This is a genomic window from Aeromonas salmonicida subsp. salmonicida (assembly GCF_001643305.1).
Taxonomy (GTDB): domain Bacteria; phylum Pseudomonadota; class Gammaproteobacteria; order Enterobacterales; family Aeromonadaceae; genus Aeromonas; species Aeromonas salmonicida.
Window position 1 is genome coordinate 40,354 of the sequence record NZ_LSGW01000069.1, and the last position, 19,866, is coordinate 60,219.

At 55.9% G+C, this 19,866-nt stretch carries 14 protein-coding genes; 9 read left to right on the forward strand and 5 right to left on the reverse strand.

What is annotated here, in order from left to right; translation table 11 throughout:
* The first annotated feature begins 113 nt into the window (after positions 1 to 113).
* From pabB to AXW79_RS11795, 3 genes are all read left to right on the forward strand, one after another.
* Positions 114 to 1,406: an aminodeoxychorismate synthase component I gene (gene pabB, locus AXW79_RS11785; RefSeq protein ID WP_034281672.1), complete on the forward strand. Its 1,293-nt coding sequence runs from the start codon at positions 114 to 116 to the stop codon at positions 1,404 to 1,406.
* 119 nt (positions 1,407 to 1,525) lie between these two features.
* Complete coding sequence (locus AXW79_RS11790) at positions 1,526 to 2,092, forward strand: CoA pyrophosphatase (RefSeq protein WP_005311022.1); 567 nt, start codon at positions 1,526 to 1,528, stop codon at positions 2,090 to 2,092.
* A 215-nt stretch (positions 2,093 to 2,307) separates the two neighbouring features.
* A complete protein-coding gene (locus AXW79_RS11795) occupies positions 2,308 to 3,606 on the forward strand; it encodes a serine/threonine transporter (protein ID WP_005311021.1) in 1,299 nt (432 codons plus the stop codon).
* Between the two features lie 514 nt (positions 3,607 to 4,120).
* Here AXW79_RS11795 and sstT read toward each other — a convergent pair.
* On the reverse strand, positions 4,121 to 5,371 hold the full coding sequence (gene sstT / locus AXW79_RS11800; RefSeq protein WP_005311019.1) for a serine/threonine transporter SstT: 1,251 nt from the start codon (positions 5,369 to 5,371) through the stop codon (positions 4,121 to 4,123).
* Between the two features lie 338 nt (positions 5,372 to 5,709).
* Here sstT and AXW79_RS11805 point away from each other — a divergent pair, with 338 nt between their 5' ends.
* The 4 genes from AXW79_RS11805 to AXW79_RS11820 all read left to right on the forward strand — a co-directional run bounded on the left by AXW79_RS11805 (position 5,710) and on the right by AXW79_RS11820 (position 12,951).
* Positions 5,710 to 7,635: a RecQ family ATP-dependent DNA helicase gene (locus tag AXW79_RS11805; RefSeq protein ID WP_005311017.1), complete on the forward strand. Its 1,926-nt coding sequence runs from the start codon at positions 5,710 to 5,712 to the stop codon at positions 7,633 to 7,635.
* Positions 7,636 to 8,203: 568 nt separating this feature from the next.
* The gene (locus tag AXW79_RS11810) at positions 8,204 to 10,126 is read left to right on the forward strand and encodes a PrkA family serine protein kinase (protein WP_005311015.1); all 1,923 of its coding nucleotides are present in this window, start codon (positions 8,204 to 8,206) and stop codon (positions 10,124 to 10,126) included.
* A gap of 25 nt (positions 10,127 to 10,151) precedes the next feature.
* Positions 10,152 to 11,423 (forward strand): YeaH/YhbH family protein, encoded by a 1,272-nt coding sequence (locus AXW79_RS11815; protein WP_005311013.1) that lies wholly within the window; start codon positions 10,152 to 10,154, stop codon positions 11,421 to 11,423.
* 10 nt (positions 11,424 to 11,433) lie between these two features.
* Complete coding sequence (locus AXW79_RS11820) at positions 11,434 to 12,951, forward strand: SpoVR family protein (RefSeq protein ID WP_005311011.1); 1,518 nt, start codon at positions 11,434 to 11,436, stop codon at positions 12,949 to 12,951.
* 58 nt (positions 12,952 to 13,009) lie between these two features.
* Here AXW79_RS11820 and fadR read toward each other — a convergent pair whose 3' ends face one another.
* Positions 13,010 to 13,723 (reverse strand): fatty acid metabolism transcriptional regulator FadR, encoded by a 714-nt coding sequence (gene fadR, locus AXW79_RS11825; protein WP_005311000.1) that lies wholly within the window; start codon positions 13,721 to 13,723, stop codon positions 13,010 to 13,012.
* Positions 13,724 to 14,056: 333 nt separating this feature from the next.
* Here fadR and nhaB point away from each other — a divergent pair, with 333 nt between their 5' ends.
* Together nhaB and dsbB are read left to right on the forward strand one after the other, a co-directional pair.
* Complete coding sequence (nhaB, locus tag AXW79_RS11830) at positions 14,057 to 15,637, forward strand: Na(+)/H(+) antiporter NhaB (protein WP_005310998.1); 1,581 nt, start codon at positions 14,057 to 14,059, stop codon at positions 15,635 to 15,637.
* Between the two features lie 392 nt (positions 15,638 to 16,029).
* Entirely contained in the window at positions 16,030 to 16,551 is a 522-nt protein-coding gene (dsbB, locus tag AXW79_RS11835; RefSeq protein WP_005310996.1) for a disulfide bond formation protein DsbB, read from the forward strand.
* A gap of 197 nt (positions 16,552 to 16,748) precedes the next feature.
* Here the strand turns inward: dsbB and AXW79_RS11840 are convergent, their stop codons facing one another.
* The 3 genes from AXW79_RS11840 to uvrB form a co-directional block, all read right to left on the reverse strand.
* Positions 16,749 to 17,402: a DedA family protein gene (locus AXW79_RS11840; protein ID WP_005310994.1), complete on the reverse strand. Its 654-nt coding sequence runs from the start codon at positions 17,400 to 17,402 to the stop codon at positions 16,749 to 16,751.
* 175 nt (positions 17,403 to 17,577) lie between these two features.
* A complete protein-coding gene (locus tag AXW79_RS11845) occupies positions 17,578 to 17,802 on the reverse strand; it encodes a YkvA family protein (protein WP_085941618.1) in 225 nt (74 codons plus the stop codon).
* Between the two features lie 41 nt (positions 17,803 to 17,843).
* Positions 17,844 to 19,856: an excinuclease ABC subunit UvrB gene (gene uvrB / locus AXW79_RS11850; protein WP_005310988.1), complete on the reverse strand. Its 2,013-nt coding sequence runs from the start codon at positions 19,854 to 19,856 to the stop codon at positions 17,844 to 17,846.
* Between the last annotated feature and the right edge of the window lie 10 nt (positions 19,857 to 19,866).

Sequence of the window (19,866 nt, forward strand, 5' to 3'; positions counted from 1 at the left end):
GCAAACTGTTGCCTGTGTAACAAAAAATGAAACCAACTCTTCATATCCACCACTTTGATCACCAGACAGCGCTGCATGCGTTGTTTGCCCGTCTGCATCATCAGCCCTGGGCCATGTTGCTCGAATCGGCCGGCCCGCAGGGAGCGGACAACCGCTTTGACATCATCAGCGCCGACCCGCTGGCAACCCTGCAGACAGAGGGGCCACTGACCTGGATAACCCGGGGCGAACAGTGTCTGTCGTTTGACACGGATCCCCTGACCCTGCTGGCACAATGGCAACGTGATCTGCTGGGCGAGAAAGCACCGCACTGTGACGAATTGCCTTTTATTGGCGGCGCCCTCGGGCTGTTTGGCTATGATCTTGGCCGTCGCTTCGAGCGATTGCCGACACTGGCCGCGCAGGATGTGTCCGTGCCGGACATGGCAGTCGGCATCTATGACTGGGCCCTGCTGCGCAACGTAGCAAGCGGCACCTGGCAGCTGGTGCATTGGGGTGATGAAGCAGGCCTCCATCGCCGGCTGCAGTGGCTGGCCGCACAGCACGAGATGCCAACACCGCCATTTGCCCTGCAGAGCGAGTGGCGCAGCAACATGAGCCGCGCCGAGTACGGCGAGAAATTTGCGCGAGTACAGGCTTACCTGAGTGCCGGGGACTGTTATCAAATCAACCTGACCCAGCGCTTCAGCGCCGCCTATTGCGGCGATGAGTGGCAGGCTTATCAGGTGTTGTCCCGCGCCAACCGGGCTCCGTTTTCGGCCTTTGTTCGCCTGCCGCAGAGCGCCATTCTAAGCCTCTCCCCCGAGCGGTTTCTGCTGCTTGATGATCGCCATATCGAAACCAAGCCCATCAAGGGTACCCGCCCCCGACTTGCCGATCCGCAGCAAGATCAGGCCAGCGCCCTCGAGCTGGCTGGCGCCGACAAGGACAGATCAGAGAATCTGATGATCGTGGATCTGCTGCGCAACGATATCGGCAGGGTGAGCCGTCCTAGCTCCGTCAGCGTGCCCAGCCTGTTTGCCGTGGAGTCGTTCCCGGCGGTGCATCATCTGGTGTCCACCATCCACGGCGAGCTGGATAACCGCTGGCAGGCGGTGGATCTGCTGCGCGCCTGTTTCCCGGGCGGTTCCATCACCGGCGCCCCCAAGATCAGGGCCATGGAGATCATTGAGGAGCTGGAGCCCCAGCGCCGCAACGCTTACTGTGGCAGTATCGGCTATCTGAGCCAGCATGGCCGGATGGACACCAGCATCTGCATTCGCACTCTGATTGCGGCAGACCGCCAACTACACTGCTGGGCCGGGGGGGGAATCATTGCCGACTCCGATGTGGACAGTGAATATCAGGAAACCTATGACAAGGTGGCCCGCATACTGCCGTTGCTGGAGACGCTGAAAAGCCGATAAGCTGAGAAGTTGAGAAGTTGAGAAGTTGAGAAGTTGAGAAGTTGACAGAATGGATAACGGAGTGACCATGAAAGAGACCCCAGCGCAGGATTGAGAGACGATTCGAGAGAATAAACAAGATGGACCGCGCCGAACTGCTGACCCGCTTTTTACTGCAACGCCCTGCCCCCGCCCATCGACTGACGGTGACAGGGCTCAAACCTGCCGCCGTCTTGCTGCCGCTGGTGGAGCGGGCCGACGGCTTGCAACTGCTGCTGACCCGCCGCAGCGCACACCTGCGTCATCACGCGGGACAGATTAGCTTTCCTGGCGGGCGACAGGATCCGGACGATCACAACCGGATCCATACGGCATTGCGGGAAACCTGGGAGGAGCTGGGTATCATACCGGCTCAGGTCGAGATCATCGGGACCCTGGCCCCGCTCAACACCATTTCCCAATACGATGTGCTACCCGTGCTGGGGCTGGTTGCCGCCGATTATCAACTCACCTTGAGCCAGGATGAAGTGGCTCAGGCCTTTGAAGTACCACTCCATCATCTGCTGGACCCACGCCACCACATAGCCATGACCATTCCAAGGGCCGATCAGCTACACACCATCTACTGGATACCTTGGCAGGATCACTTCATCTGGGGGGCGACTGCCAGCATGATCCGCCAGCTATCTCGCCAACTTGCCACGTAACATTTTGCAAACATATTCCAGTGCAATATTTGCGCGCTAACAATAAACTAACGTATAGGTTTATAAAAAAAATTGATTTTTTATTCTTTCGATCACATTTCCATAAAAGAGTGAGGGTTTATCCCTCACAAAGGTGAATTTGATTAACATTTTTGATTAGAAAAACCGTATCCTTGCGCCGACTCAACAAAAAACACACATTCGGGGTGAGACACATGTCTAATACAGTCATAGGCGCACAGGAAGTTGCAGCCTCACAGGAGCAAGGAACGAGCTCAATCCAATCTCGCGGTTGGAGCAAACAAGACACTACCTGGGTTATCAGCCTGTTCGGCACTGCCGTCGGCGCGGGTATCCTGTTCCTGCCCATCAACGCTGGCATGGGTGGCTTCTGGCCACTGGTGGTCATGGCGCTGCTGGTCGGCCCCATGACTTATCTGGCCCACCGTGGCCTCGCCCGTTTTGTACTTTCGTCCAAGCAACCCAATGCCGATATCACACAAGTGGTGGAAGAGCATTTCGGGGTGGGCGCCGGTAAATTAATCACCCTGCTCTACTTCTTTGCCATCTACCCCATAGTGCTGATCTACGGTGTCGGTATCACCAACACGGTCGAAAGCTTCATGGTCAACCAGTTGCAGATGGTTGCGCCACCGCGCTGGCTCCTCTCCATCGTGCTGATCATGGGCATGATGTCGGTGATGCTGGCGGGCGAGAAGCTGATGCTGAAGGTCACCGAGTTTCTGGTCTACCCGCTCATCGCCATCCTGGTAGGTATCTCCTTCTACCTGATCCCCGACTGGACTGGCGCCGCCCTGTCCCAGGTGCCGTCTGCCAAGGATTTCGCCACTACCTTGTGGCTGACCATCCCGGTACTGGTGTTCTCCTTCAACCACAGCCCGGCCATCTCCAGCTTCTCTCTGGCCCAGCGTCGTGATCATGGCGACCATGCAGTCGAGAAGTCCGATGCCATTCTCAAGCGCACTGCCACCATACTGCTGGGCTTCGTGATGTTCTTCGTCTTCTCCTGTGTCATGAGCCTGACCCCGGAACAACTGACTGAAGCCAAGTCACAGAATATTGCCGTGCTCTCTTATCTGGCAAACCAGCATGCAAGCCCCATCATCTCTTACTTCGGTCCGCTGGTTGCATTCGTCGCCATCGTATCCTCCTTCTTTGGTCACTACCTGGGTGCCCGTGAAGGTCTGAAAGGGATGATCGTCCAGAACATGCGCAAATCCGGCAAAGAGCCGAACCACAAGAAGGTTGAGATCTTCATCATCGCCTTCTTCATCCTCACCCTGTGGGGCACGGCCATCGCCAACCCCTCCATCCTGGGCATGATTGAATCTCTTGGTGGCCCCATCATCGCCACCATCCTCTTCATCATGCCGATGTACGCCATCAAACGCGTACCAGCCATGGCAAAATACCAGGGACACATCAGCAACGCGTTTGTTGCTCTGATGGGTACCATTGCCATCTCCGCCATCCTTTACCAGCTGTTTGGCTAATCACCAGACCATAACGGCAAAGCAAATGCCCGCCAGTGATGGCGGGCATTTTTTATGCACAAATAACCCATTCCTGTAATGCTAAACTGCACTCTTCAGTGGCAATGGCGCGACAATGCCGTCATCCACGAGCGCACCAGGTCCAGCCTTTGACGATACGAACCTAGCTCAGTCAGGACGCCTTAGAGAAGCATGGCTCGGCCCAGCTTACCGAATTGACAGGCCGGCTCGCAGCGTGCATCTCCCTTGAACACCACAGCCCCACGCCTTGTTCCTTTCATGACAGGCTCCCGGTGGTCGTATGCTGGCCGAACATAGATAAGCGGCTGACAGCTAGTCCATCCGGCGGGTATGTCTGTTGGCAAACTGGCCCCTATTTACGCCATGATCTTCAGCCCACACGCATCCCTCCAATTGAAGGGATCTCACATCCTGATGCACTCGGCCATCGATAACGCACATAAAAAAACGCCCTCACAAGAGGGCGCTTTCAATGGTTTGATGAAGCTGGCTATCAAGCTTCGCGGCTTGGCAGCGACGCGGCATCCAGCAGGGTTTCATCTTCGGCCATACAGGCGGCAGCGGTGAACAGCACATCTGTGGAGCTGTTGAGAGCTGTCTCGGCAGAATCTTGCAACACACCTATGATGAAGCCCACGGCGACTACCTGCATGGCGATGTCGTTGCCGATGCCAAACAGGCTGCACGCCAGCGGGATCAGCAGCAGGGAGCCACCAGCCACACCGGAAGCGCCGCAGGCACTGATGGTGGCCACCACGGAGAGCAGCACGGCGGTAGCCAGATCCACTTCCATCCCCAAGGTGTGTACCGCCGCCATGGAGAGCACGGTAATGGTGATGGCGGCGCCGGCCATGTTGATGGTGGCACCCAGCGGGATGGAGACCGCATAGGTGTCTTCCGGCAGGCGCAGTTTTTCACACAGGGTCATGTTGACCGGAATGTTGGCGGCGGAGCTGCGGGTGAAGAAGGCGGTCACGCCGCTCTCTTTCAGGCAGGTCAGCACCAGTGGATAAGGGTTGCGTCTGATCTTCCAGAACACGATGATCGGATTGACCACGAAAGCGATAAACAGCATACAGCCGATCAGCACCACCAGTAGATGAGCATAGCCAAACAGCGCATCGAAGCCGGTCTCGGCCAGGGTGGACGCCACCAGCCCCAGGATACCGAGCGGCGCGCAGCGGATCACCGCCTTGACGATGGTGGAGACGCCGTGGGAGAGATCGGTGATCATCGCCTTGGTACTGTCATTGGCGTGGCGCATGGCGATGCCAAGACCGATGGCCCAGGCCAGGATACCGATATAGTTCGCATCCATCAGCGCCTTGACCGGGTTGGTCACCACGTTGAACAGCAGGGTCTGCAGCACCTCTGTGATGCCGCCCGGCGGGGTGATCTCGGCGCTGCTTGCCACCAGATGCAGGTTGGAGGGGAACAGGAAGCTGGCCACGACGGCAACCGCAGCAGCCAGGAAAGTGCCCAGCAGGTAGAGCAGCAGGATCGGCTTCATGTTGCTCTTCTGGCCCTGCTTGTGGCCGATGATCGCTGCCATTACCAGTACAAAGACCAGCAGTGGAGCAACCGCCTTCAAGGCACCGACGAACAGGCTGCCAAGCAGACCCGCCGCTTTGGCCCATTCCGGCATGAACATGGCAAGGAGGATACCGAATACCAGACCGACCAGGATCTGGCTTACCAGACTGGTGCTGTTGACCAGTCTCATGAGGGGGTGTTGTTGTGTCATCAAATAGTCCCTGAGCACCGAAGTGCGTGAATCATTAGTCCTGTTGGCAACCACTACACCAGGCGACACCCATGTCACAGGCTGGCGTCGTCTGCCCCGGCAAGCCTTCTATTGAGCCAGTCCGGAGACACACGGGGTTACGGACAAGGAATATCCCATCTGCAATCGCTTTTTTCCACATAATCACTGAAAAATATCCGGTTTACCTCACAAAAAAACTACAACAATGCGATAACACAATATCAACAGCGCCCAAATGGGCGCTGTTTTCCTCTGAAGGGCCGTTCAGGCACTCCCGAGCGGTGGTATTATGGTGGTTTTGCGCTGGAGTCCCTGCCATGATCTCATCCCTGTTGACCCGTCACTTCGGTTTCGACCAGTTAAGGCCCGGTCAGGAAACGGTGATCAGCCGGTTGCTGGCAGGCCAGAGTGCGGCTGCCATCTTCCCCACCGGCTCCGGCAAATCCCTCTGCTATCAGCTGCCAGCACTCGCCCTGCCCCACCTGACCCTGGTGATCTCCCCCCTGATAGCGCTGATGCACGACCAGCTCGCTTTTCTCCACAGCAAAGGGATTCCCGCGGCTACCCTGGATTCGAGCCAGACACCGGAGGAGAGTCGTCGCGTGATGCAGCAGGCCAGTGACGGTCAGCTCAAGATCCTGATGATCTCGGTGGAGCGGCTCAAGAACGAGCGTTTCCGTCGCTTCATCCAGCAGGTACCGCTGTCGATGCTGGTGGTGGATGAAGCGCACTGCATCTCGGAGTGGGGCCACAACTTTCGACCCGACTACCTCAAGCTGCCGGCTTATCGCCGTGAGCTGAAGATCCCTCAGGTATTGCTGCTGACCGCGACTGCCACCCCGGCTGTCATGGCCGACATGCAGGCCAAATTCGACATCGAGGATGAGGGACTGATCGTCACGGGTTTTTATCGCGCCAACCTGGATCTGGCGGTCGTGCCGCAGCCTGCCGAGGCGCGTGATAACTGGCTGCAAGCAGAAGTACGACGAGAGCCCACTGCCCCCACCATCGTCTATGTCACCTTGCAGCACACCGCGCAGCATTGTGCCGACCTGCTGCAACGGGCGGGGATCAGGGCGCGTGCCTATCATGCCGGGCTCGACTCGGCCCTGCGTAGCCAGATCCAGCATGACTTCATGGCTGGCAAGGTGGACTGCATTGTCGCCACCATCGCCTTTGGCATGGGGATCGACAAGGCGGATATTCGCCGGGTCATTCACTACGATCTACCTAAATCCATCGAGAACTACAGTCAGGAAATTGGCCGTGCCGGGCGGGATGGGCTCCCTTCCCGCTGCATAGTGCTGGCCAATCGCGCCCAGCTCCCCGTGCTGGAGAATTTCGTGTACGGGGATACGCCCGATCGCGCCGCCATAGTGGCGCTGCTCGAGATCCTGTCGCAAAGTGGCAGCGAGTGGGAGTTTGGTCTGCTGCGTCTCTCCAACGACACCAACATCCGCCAGTTGCCGCTCAAGACTCTGCTGGTCTATCTGGAAATGGCGGGCATCATAATGCCAGCCTACAGCTACTTCGCCGAATATCGCTTCAAGTTCGTGCTGGACAAGGCCGAGATCCTGACCCGTTTCAATCCCGACCGACGCCAGTTTCTGGAGCAGCTGTTTGCCTGTGCATCGCAGGCGCGCAGCTGGTGCACCATGGACTTCGATGCCCTCTGGCAGGGTTATCAGGGGGAACGGCACCGTGCGGCAGCAGCCCTGGATTATCTGCAACAACAGGGCTGGATAGAGCTGGAAAGCAAGCAGATGACCGATGTTTATCGGGTGCTGCGTCAAGATGTTGATATCAATGCACTGGCAGACGAGCTCTATGCCCTGTTCGAGAAGAAGGAGCTGAGTGAACTGGCCCGGCTACAGGCCTTGCTGGCCTTTTTTACATCAAGCCACTGCCTGAGTCAGGAACTGGCCCGATATTTTGCCAACGAGCAGGCACCCAGCAAATGCGGGCACTGCTCCGTCTGCCGTGGCGAGGTTGCCGTACTGCCGCCATTGCCAACCCTCACCCTGCCCAACGAAAACGGGTTGCGTGCCTGGTGCGATCCTCTGATAGCCTTGTGCCACACCCGCCATCCTCGCATTCTGACCCGTTTTCTGTGCGGTATCGCCACGCCATTGACCACCCGGGTCAAGGCAAAAAGCCTGGCTGGATTTGGCCAGCTGGCGGCGCATCCATTCGCCGAAGTGCTGGCAGCGGTATCACGGTTCTACCCCACCCATAACAACTGATCATGCCAGTGCACATCAACAACCCGCTGAAAAAATAAGACCCTCGCATATGCGAGGGTCAAGCCAACGGAAACGTGCTTAAACAGAGCTTTGTATCAGTAGCCATCACTCTCTTGCTAAAGCGATGGCTGCCGACACAGGGCCAATCTAGAGCAGCAAAAATGTAACGTCAATGTGAAAATTAGAGCTTAAACACCAAACAAGCACCATTCCGCTGACGTAAACGTAACAACCATTTCCATTCGCTTTTCCTCCTTCCCTTGCCCCGTCTGTGTTACAGCCAACTGACCCGAACAATGCGTTGTCCTTTCCATTTTCTGGCAAACATTTATTTTTTATCTCTTTGACATTTACCTCACTATCGTGGCAAAAATAATTTAACAGTCAGTAACATAGGTGTGTCACTGATTGCGCCTTCCCGCATCAGGATCGGGAAGTACCCTTGCAAATTTAAACCAATAGATGGTGATGGATTACTGGGGGCTGTTGACTAGGATTAATGAGGTAAACAGAACAAAAGTAGTGATCCACTCTTTTCAGGGTAAGCGACTATAACGAGGGCAAAGTTATGGGCATCTTCGAGCATTATCAACAGCGATACGAGAAAGCCAGGGAAGAGGAGTACAGTATCCAGGAGTTTCTGGATATGTGTAAGCAGGACAAAGCCTGCTACGCCTCCGCTGCCGAACGCTTGCTGGTCGCCATCGGCGAGCCGGAAATGATCGATACCTCGGTCAATCCCAGACTCAGTCGCCTTTTTTCCAACCGCGTCGTTGCACGCTATCCCGCCTTCAAAGATTTCTACGGCATGGAAGAGGCCATCGAGCAGATCGTCTCCTACCTCAAGCACTCTGCCCAGGGGCTGGAAGAGAAGAAGCAGATCCTCTATCTGCTGGGACCGGTTGGCGGCGGCAAATCCTCTCTGGCTGAGAAGCTCAAATCCTTGATGCAAAAAGTGCCGGTCTATCGCATCAAGGGCTCACCGGTCAATGACCACCCCTTCTGTCTGTTCGACATCGAAGAGGATGGCGAGCTGCTGGAAAAAGAGTACGGCATTCCACGCCGCTATCTGCGACCCATCATGTCACCCTGGGTAGCCAAGCGACTGCACGAGTTCGGTGGCGACATCTCCAAGTTCAAGGTAGAGAAGGTCAACCCATCCATCCTCGATCAGATTGCCATCGCCAAGACAGAACCGGGTGATGACAACAACCAGGATATCTCCTCTCTGGTCGGCAAGGTCGACATCCGCATGCTGGAGCATTATGCCCAGGATGATGCAGATGCTTACTCCTACTCAGGTGCGCTGTGCAAGGCGAACCAGGGGATCATGGAGTTCGTGGAGATGTTCAAAGCCCCCATCAAGGTGCTGCATCCTCTGCTGACCGCGACCCAGGAAGGGAACTACAACGGCACCGAAGGGCTCTCCGCCCTGCCCTTCGACGGTATATTGCTGGCTCACTCCAACGAATCAGAGTGGCAGCAGTTCCGTAACAACAAGAACAACGAAGCCTTCCTCGACCGGGTTTACATCGTCAAGGTGCCTTACTGCCTGCGCGTCTCGGAAGAGGTGAAGATATACGAAAAACTGCTGATCAACAGCGAGTTGACTGACGCCAAGTGCGCACCTGGCACCTTGGAACTGTTGGGCCAGTTCTCCGTCCTCTCCCGACTGAAAGAGCCGGAAAACTCAAGCCTCTACTCCAAGATGCGGGTCTATGATGGCGAGAGCCTGAAAGATACGGATCCCAAGGCCAAGAGCTATCAGGAGTACCGTGACTACGCCGGTGTGGATGAGGGCATGAATGGTCTCTCCACCCGCTTTGCGTTCAAGATCCTCTCTCGCGTTTTCAACTTCGACCACGCGGAAGTGGCGGCCAACCCGGTACACCTCTTCTATGTGCTGGAGCAGCAGATAGAGCGCGAACAGTTCCCGCAGGAGCTGCACGATCGCTACCTTGAGTTCATCAAGGGTTATCTGACTCCGCGCTATGTGGAGTTCATCGGCAAGGAGATCCAGACCGCCTACCTCGAATCCTATTCGGAGTACGGCCAGAACATCTTCGATCGCTACGTCACCTATGCAGACTTCTGGATCCAGGATCAGGAGTACCGAGACCCCGAGACCGGCCAGCTGTTTGACCGTGCATCGCTCAACAGCGAGCTGGAGAAGATTGAAAAACCCGCCGGGATCAGCAACCCGAAAGATTTCCGCAACCAAATCGTCAACTTCGTGCTGCGAGCCCGGGCCAACAATGCAGGCCGTAACCCCAACTGGACCAGTTACGAGAAGCTGCGCACCGTGATCGAGAAGAAGATGTTCTCCAACACGGAAGAGCTGCTGCCGGTTATCTCCTTCAACAGCAAAACCTCGGCTGAGGAGCAGAAGAAGCACGATAACTTTGTCGAACGGATGATGGAGAAAGGCTACACCCGGAAACAGGTGCGACTGCTCTCCGAATGGTATCTCAGGGTACGCAAGTCATCCTGACCCTGCCGTGGTTCAAGGGGGAGTTATGGCGCATTTTATCGACCGCAGGCTCAACGGCAAAAACAAAAGCGCTGTCAATCGGCAGCGCTTCATCCGCCGCTACAAGAAGCAAATAAAACAAGCGGTCTCGGATGCTGTCTCCAAGCGCAGCATTCAGGACGTGGACAAGGGCGAGAGCATCAGCATACCGACCAAGGATATAGGCGAACCCCATTTCCATCAGGGGCAAGGCGGTAAGCGGGAAATGGTGCATCCCGGCAATGACCAGTTCGTCTCCGGTGACAAGATTGACCGCCCCAAAGGAGGGGGCGGTGGTCAGGGTGCGGGCGAAGGTCAGGCATCCAATCAGGGGGAAGGCGAAGATGACTTCGTGTTCCAGATTTCCAAAGATGAGTATCTGGATCTGCTGTTTGAAGATCTGGAGCTGCCTCGCTTGCAGAAAACCCAGCTCAACCAGTTAATGGAGATGAAGACCTACCGGGCGGGTTACACCTCCAACGGGGTGCCAGCCAATATCAACGTGGTGCGTTCTCTGCAAAATTCGCTGGCGCGGCGCATGGCGCTGCAAGCCGGCAAGAAACGCCAGTTGCATGAATTGGAAGAGAGGATGGCCCTGCTGGCAACCGATCCCAACGAGCATTTCGCCGAAATTGCCCTGCTTGAGAAGGAGATCCGAGAGCTGAAACGGCGGATCTCAGCTGTGCCCTTCATCGACACCTTCGATCTCAAGTTCAACAACTTTGTCAAACTGCCCGTGCCTTCCAGCCAGGCTGTGATGTTCTGCCTGATGGACGTGTCGGGTTCCATGGATCAGGCCACCAAGGAGATGGCAAAGCGCTTCTATATCCTGCTCTACCTGTTCCTGAGCCGGACCTACAAGAACGTGGAAGTCGTCTACATTCGCCATCACACCCAGGCCAAGGAAGTGGACGAACACGAGTTCTTCTATTCCCAGGAGACGGGCGGCACCATAGTCTCCAGCGCACTCAAGATGATGAACGACATCATCAACGAGCGTTACCCGGCCAACCAGTGGAACATCTATGCGGCGCAAGCGTCCGATGGTGACAACTGGGCTGATGATTCGCCGCAATGCCGGGAGACCCTGACCCGGGATATCATGCCGCGGGTACGGTACTACTCCTATATAGAGATCACCACCCGCGCCCACCAAACCCTGTGGCACGAGTACGAGTCGGTGGCCAGCCAGTTCCCCCACTTCGCGATGGAGCACATTCGCAAGGTCGAGGATATTTATCCGGTATTCCGGGAGCTGTTCAAGAAGCAAGCGGCGTGAGGGAGGTCATATGGTAGAAACCGCAAGAAAAATACCGCCACTGGACGATGGCCCGGATTGGAACTTCGATCTGCTGGAGACTTATCATCAGGAGATAGCCCGGGTCGCCAGGTTTTATCGACTGGATACCTACCCCAATCAGATCGAGGTGATCACCGCCGAGCAGATGATGGATGCCTACTCCAGTGTCGGTATGCCCATCGGCTATCAACACTGGTCATTTGGCAAACGCTTCATCCACACCGAGCGCAACTACAAACGCGGCCAGATGGGACTGGCCTATGAGATCGTCATCAACTCGGACCCCTGCATCGCTTACCTGATGGAAGAGAACACGATGCCGATGCAGGCGCTGGTAATGGCGCACGCCTGTTATGGTCACAACTCTTTTTTCAAAAACAACTATCTGTTCAAAACCTGGACCGATGCCTCCTCCATCATCGACTATCTGCTGTTTGCCAAGAACTACATCACAGAGTGCGAAGAGAAACACGGCATCGATGCGGTGGAAAAGTTGATCGACTCTTGTCATGCCCTGATGAACTTCGGAGTGGACCGTTACAAGCGGCCCCAGAAGATCTCGCTGGCAGAGGAGAAGCGCCGCCAGAAGGCACGGGAAGATTATCTGCAGACTCAGGTGAACGAGCTGTGGCGCACCCTGCCCAAGCAGCACAAAGCCTCCGGTGTTGAAGACAGACGCTACCCGGCCGAGCCCCAGGAGAACATTCTCTACTTCATCGAGAAGAATGCCCCTCTGCTCGAACCCTGGCAGCGCGAGATAGTGCGTATAGTGCGCAAGATCAGCCAGTACTTCTACCCGCAGAAACAGACTCAGGTGATGAATGAAGGCTGGGCCACCTTCTGGCACTACACCATCCTTAACCACCTGTATGACGAGGGCAAGATCAGCGATCGCTTCATGATAGAGGTGCTGCACAGCCACACCAACGTGGTATACCAGCCCCCCTACAACAGCCGCTACTACTCGGGGATCAACCCCTACGCCCTTGGCTTTGCCATGTTCACTGATCTGCGCCGCATCTGCGAAAACCCGACCGAGGAGGACAGATACTGGTTCCCCGATTATGCCGGCACCAACTGGGTCGATACCCTGCATTTTGCCATGCAGAACTTCAAGGACGAGAGCTTCATCAGTCAGTTCCTGAGTCCCAAGGTGATGCGGGAAATGAAGCTGTTTGCCATCGACGATGATGACTTGAAGAACTATCTCAAGGTATCTGCCATTCACAATGAGGAGGGTTATCGGCTTGTACGCAATACCCTGTCAGCTCAATACAACTTGAGCAACCTGGAGCCCAATATTCAGGTCTATAACGTAGCGGTGAAGGGAGATCGCTCATTGACCCTGCGCTATGTGCCGCACAACCGGATCCCTCTTGGTGATTCACGCCACGAGGTGCTCAAGCATCTGCACCAGCTGTGGGGATTTGATGTGGTACTGGAGCAGGATAACGGCGACTTGCCTGCCGACATTATCGGTCGCTGTCCTGATAAAAAACCGCTCTGAGGCCACTTTCCACCATAAAAAAACGCGCCATCTGGCGCGTTTTTTTATGCATCAACAATCAGTTGTCACACAGATTGCTCGGCATATCCTGACGCAGACGGGTCCACTGCTTGCCAGACTCGATACCGTACTGACGTACTGTCATGAACACGGCTTCATGATTCTTGGTCTCGGCCAGCCCCAGCAAGGTCTTGTAGTAGGCATCCGCCGTTTCACGAGCTTGCTTGTCAGAGAAGTAGTAACGCCCGACCCGGCTATACAATCCCTTGAAACCATTGAGGATGAGGGCATAGATGGGATTGCCGGAGGCAAAGGAGAGCTGGTGATGCAGGCGATAATCAAACTCCGCATACGCTTCCGGGGTGCTATCTACCGCATTGGCACCGCGCAGTATCTCTGCGGCTTGATCAGGATTATTGCGGATAGCACCACGGATGAAGATGGTGCAGATATTGGTGCGGGCCGACAGCAGCTGGGCCACCAGATCCGGTACCTTGTCCTGATCCAGACGGGCCAGGGTTTCCAGGATGTTGAGACCCGAGGTCTCCCAGAAATTGTTTACCTTGGTCGGCTTGCCATGCTGGATGGTGAGCCAGCCATCACGGGCCAGACGCTGAAGCACTTCGCGCAAGGTAGTACGAGTCACCCCGATAAGCTCGGACAGCTCACGCTCGGCCGGCAGTATGGATCCTGGAGGAAAGCGATTGTTCCAGATGGACTCGATGATGTATTCCTCGGCAAACCCTGCAGGGCTCTGCGCTTTTATGACCATGTAGTGACTCTGTTGTAGTGCGTAAAAAGGCCCACGAATAATAGCAAAGCAGGAAAGGCTGGCAAGCAGAAGGTCAGTCCTCTGCTCACATAAGCAGAACTTGATGTTAAATAAATGTATTAAATATCGTGGTGGGTGCCAACCAACCCCACTGCCTGTAGATAAAACCGACATTATCTTGGGCAAGGGGCACTATGTTATTTATAGTTAAAGCTCTTTTTGATTAAAATCATGAAGAATCAATCTGATATGGGACAGCATCCGGATGTTCGGGTCGAGCTAGCCTCGACTGCATAGACGCAGAAATCAACAACAAAACAGAGACCCATTATTATGCCAATCAGCTTAGGGAACGCATTTGCCAAGAACTTTTTGGGTAATGCGCCAAAGTGGTACAAGAGCGCAATTCTGTTATTTCTGGTGATCAATCCGATCGCCTTTTATCTCGATCCCTTTGCTGCCGGTTGGCTGCTGGTCGTCGAGTTCATCTTCACCCTGGCCATGGCGCTCAAATGCTATCCGTTGCAACCCGGTGGCCTGCTGGCCATTGAAGCAGTGCTCATTGGCATGACTTCCGCAGAACAAGTCAAACATGAACTGGTAGCCAACATTGAAGTGCTGCTGCTGCTGGTGTTTATGGTGGCAGGTATTTACTTCATGAAGCAGTTGCTGCTCTATGTGTTTACCAAACTGCTGATCCGGATCCACTCCAAGACCCTGCTATCTCTGGCATTCTGCCTGGTGTCTGCCTTTCTGTCAGCTTTCCTCGACGCCCTGACCGTGATCGCGGTAGTGATCAGTGTGGCGACCGGTTTCTATGCCATCTACCACAAGGTCTCCTCCGGCAAGGAATTTGGCCATCAACATGATCACACCGACGATCACTCTGTTCACGAACTCAGTCGCCAACACCTGGACGATTTTCGCGCCTTCCTGCGCAGCTTGATGATGCATGCCGCCATCGGAACGGCGCTGGGGGGTGTCTGCACTCTGGTGGGTGAGCCACAAAACCTGATCATTGGTGAGCAGGCTGGTTGGAGCTTCGGCGAGTTTGCCATTCGCATGGCACCAGTGACCATCCCCGTTTTCATCTGTGGCTTGCTCACCTGTATTCTGGTGGAAAAGTGCCGCTGGTTTGGCTATGGCGCAAAGTTGCCGGATGCCGTGCGTCACATAATGGAAGATTACAACCGTTACGAGGAAGCCGGGCGCTCCCCGCAGGACAAAGCCAAGCTGATCGTGCAGGCAGTGATAGCCATCTGGTTGATCTTGGGTCTCGCCATGCACCTTGCGGCCGTGGGGTTGATCGGGCTGTCGGTCATAGTGCTGGCTACCTCGTTGACCGGCATCAACGACGAACACTCTCTGGGCAAGGCCTTTCAGGAAGCTCTGCCCTTCACTGCCCTGCTTGCCGTCTTCTTCAGTGTGGTCGCCGTGATCATCGATCAACAGTTGTTCCGGCCCGTGATCCAGTGGGTACTGGCCGCAGAACCGGATGATCAACTCGCCCTCTTCTATCTGGCAAACGGCCTGCTCTCCATGGTCAGTGACAACGTCTTCGTCGGCACTGTCTACATCAACGAGGTGAAAACAGCACTGCTCAACAATGCCATCAATCGCGAACAGTTCGATCTGTTGGCGGTCGCCATCAATACCGGCACCAACCTGCCCTCGGTCGCCACCCCTAATGGCCAGGCGGCTTTCCTGTTTATGCTGACCTCGGCGCTGGCCCCCCTGTTGCGGCTCTCCTATGGTCGCATGGTGTGGATGGCGCTGCCTTACACCCTGGTGCTGGGTCTGGTCGGTTTCTTCTCGGTAGAGCTGCTGCTCGGTCCTGCCACCGAGTGGTTTTATCAGGCCGGGTGGCTTCTGCCTCACAGCGGTGCCCCCGCTGTATTGCCTGCTCTGCACTAAAGACCAAGGGCCCCGCAGGGGCCCTTTCTTTTAGCTATTCCCAATTATCTGTTGTATGGGGCACCGCATACAAACAATGCCTTATATTCCCCCTCTTTCAGTAACGTTCCAGCATCCTGCGCCAATCCAGACAATTTCTCAGGCCATGGGTGCCACTACATGGCATCACTCCATCCGTGCTTTCAACTGACGGTGCTACTTGTTCACATGTTGGATCTGGTATTCGCTCAACTTGACGGTTAGACACGGTCTTCAAAGCAATTGCCTACCCCAGGATGGGTCTTGCAACAAACAATGGATTCGTCTCACAATGCGGGATTGGGACAGCACCTTTCTTTTTATCCCCTGCTCTGCTCTAATTCAGCCACTGTTTTTTCTGTGAGATCAACCAGATGATTGAGTTCCTGCGTCGTATTGCCGCCCATCGACTGGCATGGGGTCTGCTTGCCGCGTCCGCTTTGTTCCTTGAGTTGAGTGCCCTCTTCTTCCAATATGTGCTGGGTCTGCACCCATGTGTCATGTGCGTGTACGAGCGCCTCGCCATCCTGGGGGTACTCTCGGCAGGATTGCTCGGCATGGTAGCGCCAGAGAAGTGGTATCTCCGCTGGAGTGCCCTCTTGCTCTGGGGCTACAGTGCCTTCCGTGGCCTTCAACTGGCACTGAAGCACGTGGATTATCAGATGAATCCTTCCCCATTCAACGTATGCAGCCCTTTTGCCGACTTCCCCAGCTGGGCTCCTCTCGATCAGTGGCTGCCCTGGCTATTCTTCCCGGATGGAGATTGCAGCGAGATCAGCTGGCAATTCCTGAGCTTCTCCATGCCTCAGTGGCTTGTCGCCATCTTCGCCGCCTACCTGCTGGTGTTTGTGGTCGTGACCATCGGCAATCTGGTCAAGGGACGGTGCTGCAGCTAATGCAGAGTAACAAGCATAAAAAAGGGAGCCATTGGCTCCCTTCTTCATGGGGCTGAATACCATCTTTTCCGCCTGCCTCTGGCGTTTGTGATCCTGGCTATCAGCAACCTGCTCAAGGGGAACCAATGCGGCTGAGCCAGTGTATATGGGAGCCAGTGGCTCCCATTTTCATGACCTGCTCGTCAGCGACGCACCGATCAGGATGCGGCCTTGCTGGCGTGCATCCTGGCCCTTGCCATGCCGATGACCATGGGCAACAGTGAAATAAAGATGATGCCGAAAATGAGCAGCGTAAAGTTTTGACGCACCACGGGCAAATTGCCAAAGAAGTGGCCGGCATACACGAAGGAAATAACCCACAGCAGCCCCCCCACCAGGTTGAATACCAGGAAGCGCGGATAGGTCATGGCACCCATGCCTGCAACGAAGGGAGCAAAGGTGCGCACGATTGGCAGGAAACGGGTGATGATAATGGTCTTGCCACCATGGCGGTCGTAAAAGGCGTGAGTCTTGTCCAAATAATCCCTACGGAAGATTTTGGATTCAGGGTTGCGGAACAGCTGCTCGCCGAAGAAGTGACCAATGGTGTAGTTGACCACGTTGCCAAGCACGGCAGCGATGATCAGCAGGGCCGCTAGGGTATGAACATCCAGCACACTGCCCACTGTGAGGGCACCGGCAGCAAACAGCAGTGAGTCACCCGGCAGGAAGGGAGTGACCACAAGCCCTGTCTCGCAGAAGATGATCAGGAACAGGATGGCATAAACCCAGACGCCATAGTTTTCAAAAAGTTCTCTCAAATGCACGTCAACGTGCAGAATAAAGTCAATCGCAAACAGGATCAGATCCATTTTTTCATACTCATGAAGTGAACGGCGTGGAGTCTACGCCAATGCATTCAGGGTCACAATCTTCCCATTGAGCTCTTTTTAATCAACGAAAGGCGAAACTCAATCGATTCCCTTTTTATCCAAAAAATCATAAATAACCAACGCCTGTTCACCCCTGATTAAGGGGGAAACTGATTCAGTCTCGTTTATCCAGTGTCAGCCTGACATATTCGGGCAGGCACTTCTCCCATCCCCACAACAAAAGCAGCAGCAGGGTCAGGTCATCGCACCAGCCAAGCAGGGGGACCACATCGGGGATGAGATCCACCGGGCTGAGGCCATAGAGCAGTATGAGGATCACCAGCCCCTTGGCCCACCAGGGAGTGGCAGGATGGCGAAAGCCCTGATAGAGACGGCGCATGCGCCGCCAGATGAGCCAGCGTTTGCCGTTCGGCTTATTGTTCAACTCTCGATCAACTCGTGGCGCAACTGCTGGATCTGGTCTCGCAGCGCCGCTGCCTGCTCGAACTCCAGATCCCGCGCATGCTGGAACATCTGCTCTTCCATCCGTTTGATCTCTTTGGCGATCTCGCCAGCGGAGCGAACATGGTACTCCCCTTGTGGCTCGGCAGCCTTGCGACCTCCCCTGCCCGTCTTGCCTGCACTGCGGCTGCCCCCCATGTCCATCACATCCCCCACCGACTTGTTGAGCCCTTTGGGGGTGATACCGTGTTCGAGGTTGTGAGCATGCTGCAGGGTGCGACGACGCTCCGTCTCCTCGATGGCCACCCTCATGGAGTTGGTAATGGAATCCCCGTACAGGATCACCTTGCCGTTGAGGTTGCGGGCGGCACGGCCAATGGTCTGAATGAGGGAGCGGGTGGAGCGCAGGAAGCCCTCTTTATCCGCATCCAGGATGGCCACCAGAGAGACCTCCGGCATGTCGAGCCCCTCTCGCAGCAGGTTGATGCCGACCAGCACGTCAAACTTGCCGAGGCGCAGATCGCGAATGATCTCCACCCGCTCTACGGTGTCGATATCCGAGTGCAGGTAGCGCACTCTAACGTCATGATCCGCCAGATATTCGGTCAAATCCTCCGACATCCGCTTGGTGAGGGTCGTCACCAGCACCCGCTCCTCCACCGCGACCCGCAGCCGGATCTCGGAGAGCAGATCGTCCACCTGGGTGGTCACCGGGCGCACTTCTATCTCGGGATCAAGCAAACCGGTCGGGCGAACCACCTGCTGCACCACGTCATCGCCGGATTTGCCCAGCTCGTAGGGGCCAGGGGTAGCCGAGACAAACACCGTCTGCGGCATCAGGGCCTCGAACTCATCAAACTTGAGGGGCCGGTTGTCGAGTGCCGAGGGCAGACGAAAGCCGTACTCCACCAGCGTCTCCTTGCGGGATCTGTCCCCTTTGAACATGGCGCCGATCTGCGGCACCGTCACGTGGGATTCGTCGATGATGAGCAGGCCATCCCCTGGCAGGTAGTCAAACAGGGTGGGCGGCGGCTCCCCCGGTGCACGACCGGAGAGGTAGCGGCTGTAGTTCTCGATACCGGAGCAATAGCCCAGCTCCTGCATCATCTCCATGTCGAACTGGGTGCGTTGGCTGATGCGCTGCTCCTCCACCAGCTTGTTGAGAGACAGCAGCTGTTCCCGGCGGCTTTTCAACTCCTCCTTTATATGCTCGATGGCACCCAGAATGGTTTCGCGCGGGGTAGCGTAGTGGGTCTTGGGATAGATGGTGTAGCGCACTACCGTCTGCTCGATGGCACCGGTCAGGGGATCGAACTGGGAGAGCCGCTCCACCTCTTCATCAAACAGCTCCACGCGCAACGCCAGCTTGTCCGACTCGGCGGGGTAGATGTCGATCACCTCTCCCCTCACCCGAAAGGTACCGCGCTGGAATGCCATGTCATTGCGGGTGTATTGCAGCTCGGCGAGACGACGCAGTATATCCCGCTGGTTGATCACGTCCCCGACTTTGAGGTGCAGCATCATGCTGAGGTAAGCCTGGGGGTCCCCCAGACCATAGATGGCCGACACGGACGCGACTATGATGACGTCACGCCGCTCCAGTAGCGCCTTGGTAGCCGACAACCGCATCTGTTCGATGTGATCATTGATGGAGGCATCTTTCTCGATGAAGGTGTCCGTGGTCGGTACATAGGCCTCGGGCTGGTAGTAGTCGTAGTAGGAGACGAAATACTCCACCGCATTCTCGGGGAAAAACTCTTTCATCTCGCCATAGAGCTGGGCAGCCAGCGTCTTGTTGGGGGCCATGATCATGGTGGGGCGGTTCAGGGTCGCGATCACGTTGGCCATGGTGAAGGTTTTGCCCGAACCTGTCACCCCGAGCAGGGTCTGATGGGCCAGGCCGGATTCGATGCCATCAAGCAGACGGGCGATCGCCTCTGGCTGATCCCCTGCGGGTTGAAACTGGCTGGCCAACTGAAATAACTTGCTCATGACGACTCCC

Coding starts and splice junctions, on each gene's coding strand:
- AXW79_RS11820 (WP_005311011.1), top strand. CDS start 11,434: ATGGTAGAAACCGCAAGAAAAATACCGCCACTGGACGATGGCCCGGAT.
- AXW79_RS11840 (WP_005310994.1), bottom strand. CDS start 17,402: ATGGATCTGATCCTGTTTGCGATTGACTTTATTCTGCACGTTGACGTG.
- AXW79_RS11845 (WP_085941618.1), bottom strand. CDS start 17,802: ATGCGCCGTCTCTATCAGGGCTTTCGCCATCCTGCCACTCCCTGGTGG.
- fadR (WP_005311000.1), bottom strand. CDS start 13,723: ATGGTCATAAAAGCGCAGAGCCCTGCAGGGTTTGCCGAGGAATACATC.
- dsbB (WP_005310996.1), top strand. CDS start 16,030: ATGATTGAGTTCCTGCGTCGTATTGCCGCCCATCGACTGGCATGGGGT.
- AXW79_RS11815 (WP_005311013.1), top strand. CDS start 10,152: ATGGCGCATTTTATCGACCGCAGGCTCAACGGCAAAAACAAAAGCGCT.
- pabB (WP_034281672.1), top strand. CDS start 114: ATGTTGCTCGAATCGGCCGGCCCGCAGGGAGCGGACAACCGCTTTGAC.
- AXW79_RS11795 (WP_005311021.1), top strand. CDS start 2,308: ATGTCTAATACAGTCATAGGCGCACAGGAAGTTGCAGCCTCACAGGAG.
- AXW79_RS11805 (WP_005311017.1), top strand. CDS start 5,710: ATGATCTCATCCCTGTTGACCCGTCACTTCGGTTTCGACCAGTTAAGG.
- AXW79_RS11790 (WP_005311022.1), top strand. CDS start 1,526: ATGGACCGCGCCGAACTGCTGACCCGCTTTTTACTGCAACGCCCTGCC.
- uvrB (WP_005310988.1), bottom strand. CDS start 19,856: ATGAGCAAGTTATTTCAGTTGGCCAGCCAGTTTCAACCCGCAGGGGAT.
- AXW79_RS11810 (WP_005311015.1), top strand. CDS start 8,204: ATGGGCATCTTCGAGCATTATCAACAGCGATACGAGAAAGCCAGGGAA.
- nhaB (WP_005310998.1), top strand. CDS start 14,057: ATGCCAATCAGCTTAGGGAACGCATTTGCCAAGAACTTTTTGGGTAAT.
- sstT (WP_005311019.1), bottom strand. CDS start 5,371: ATGACACAACAACACCCCCTCATGAGACTGGTCAACAGCACCAGTCTG.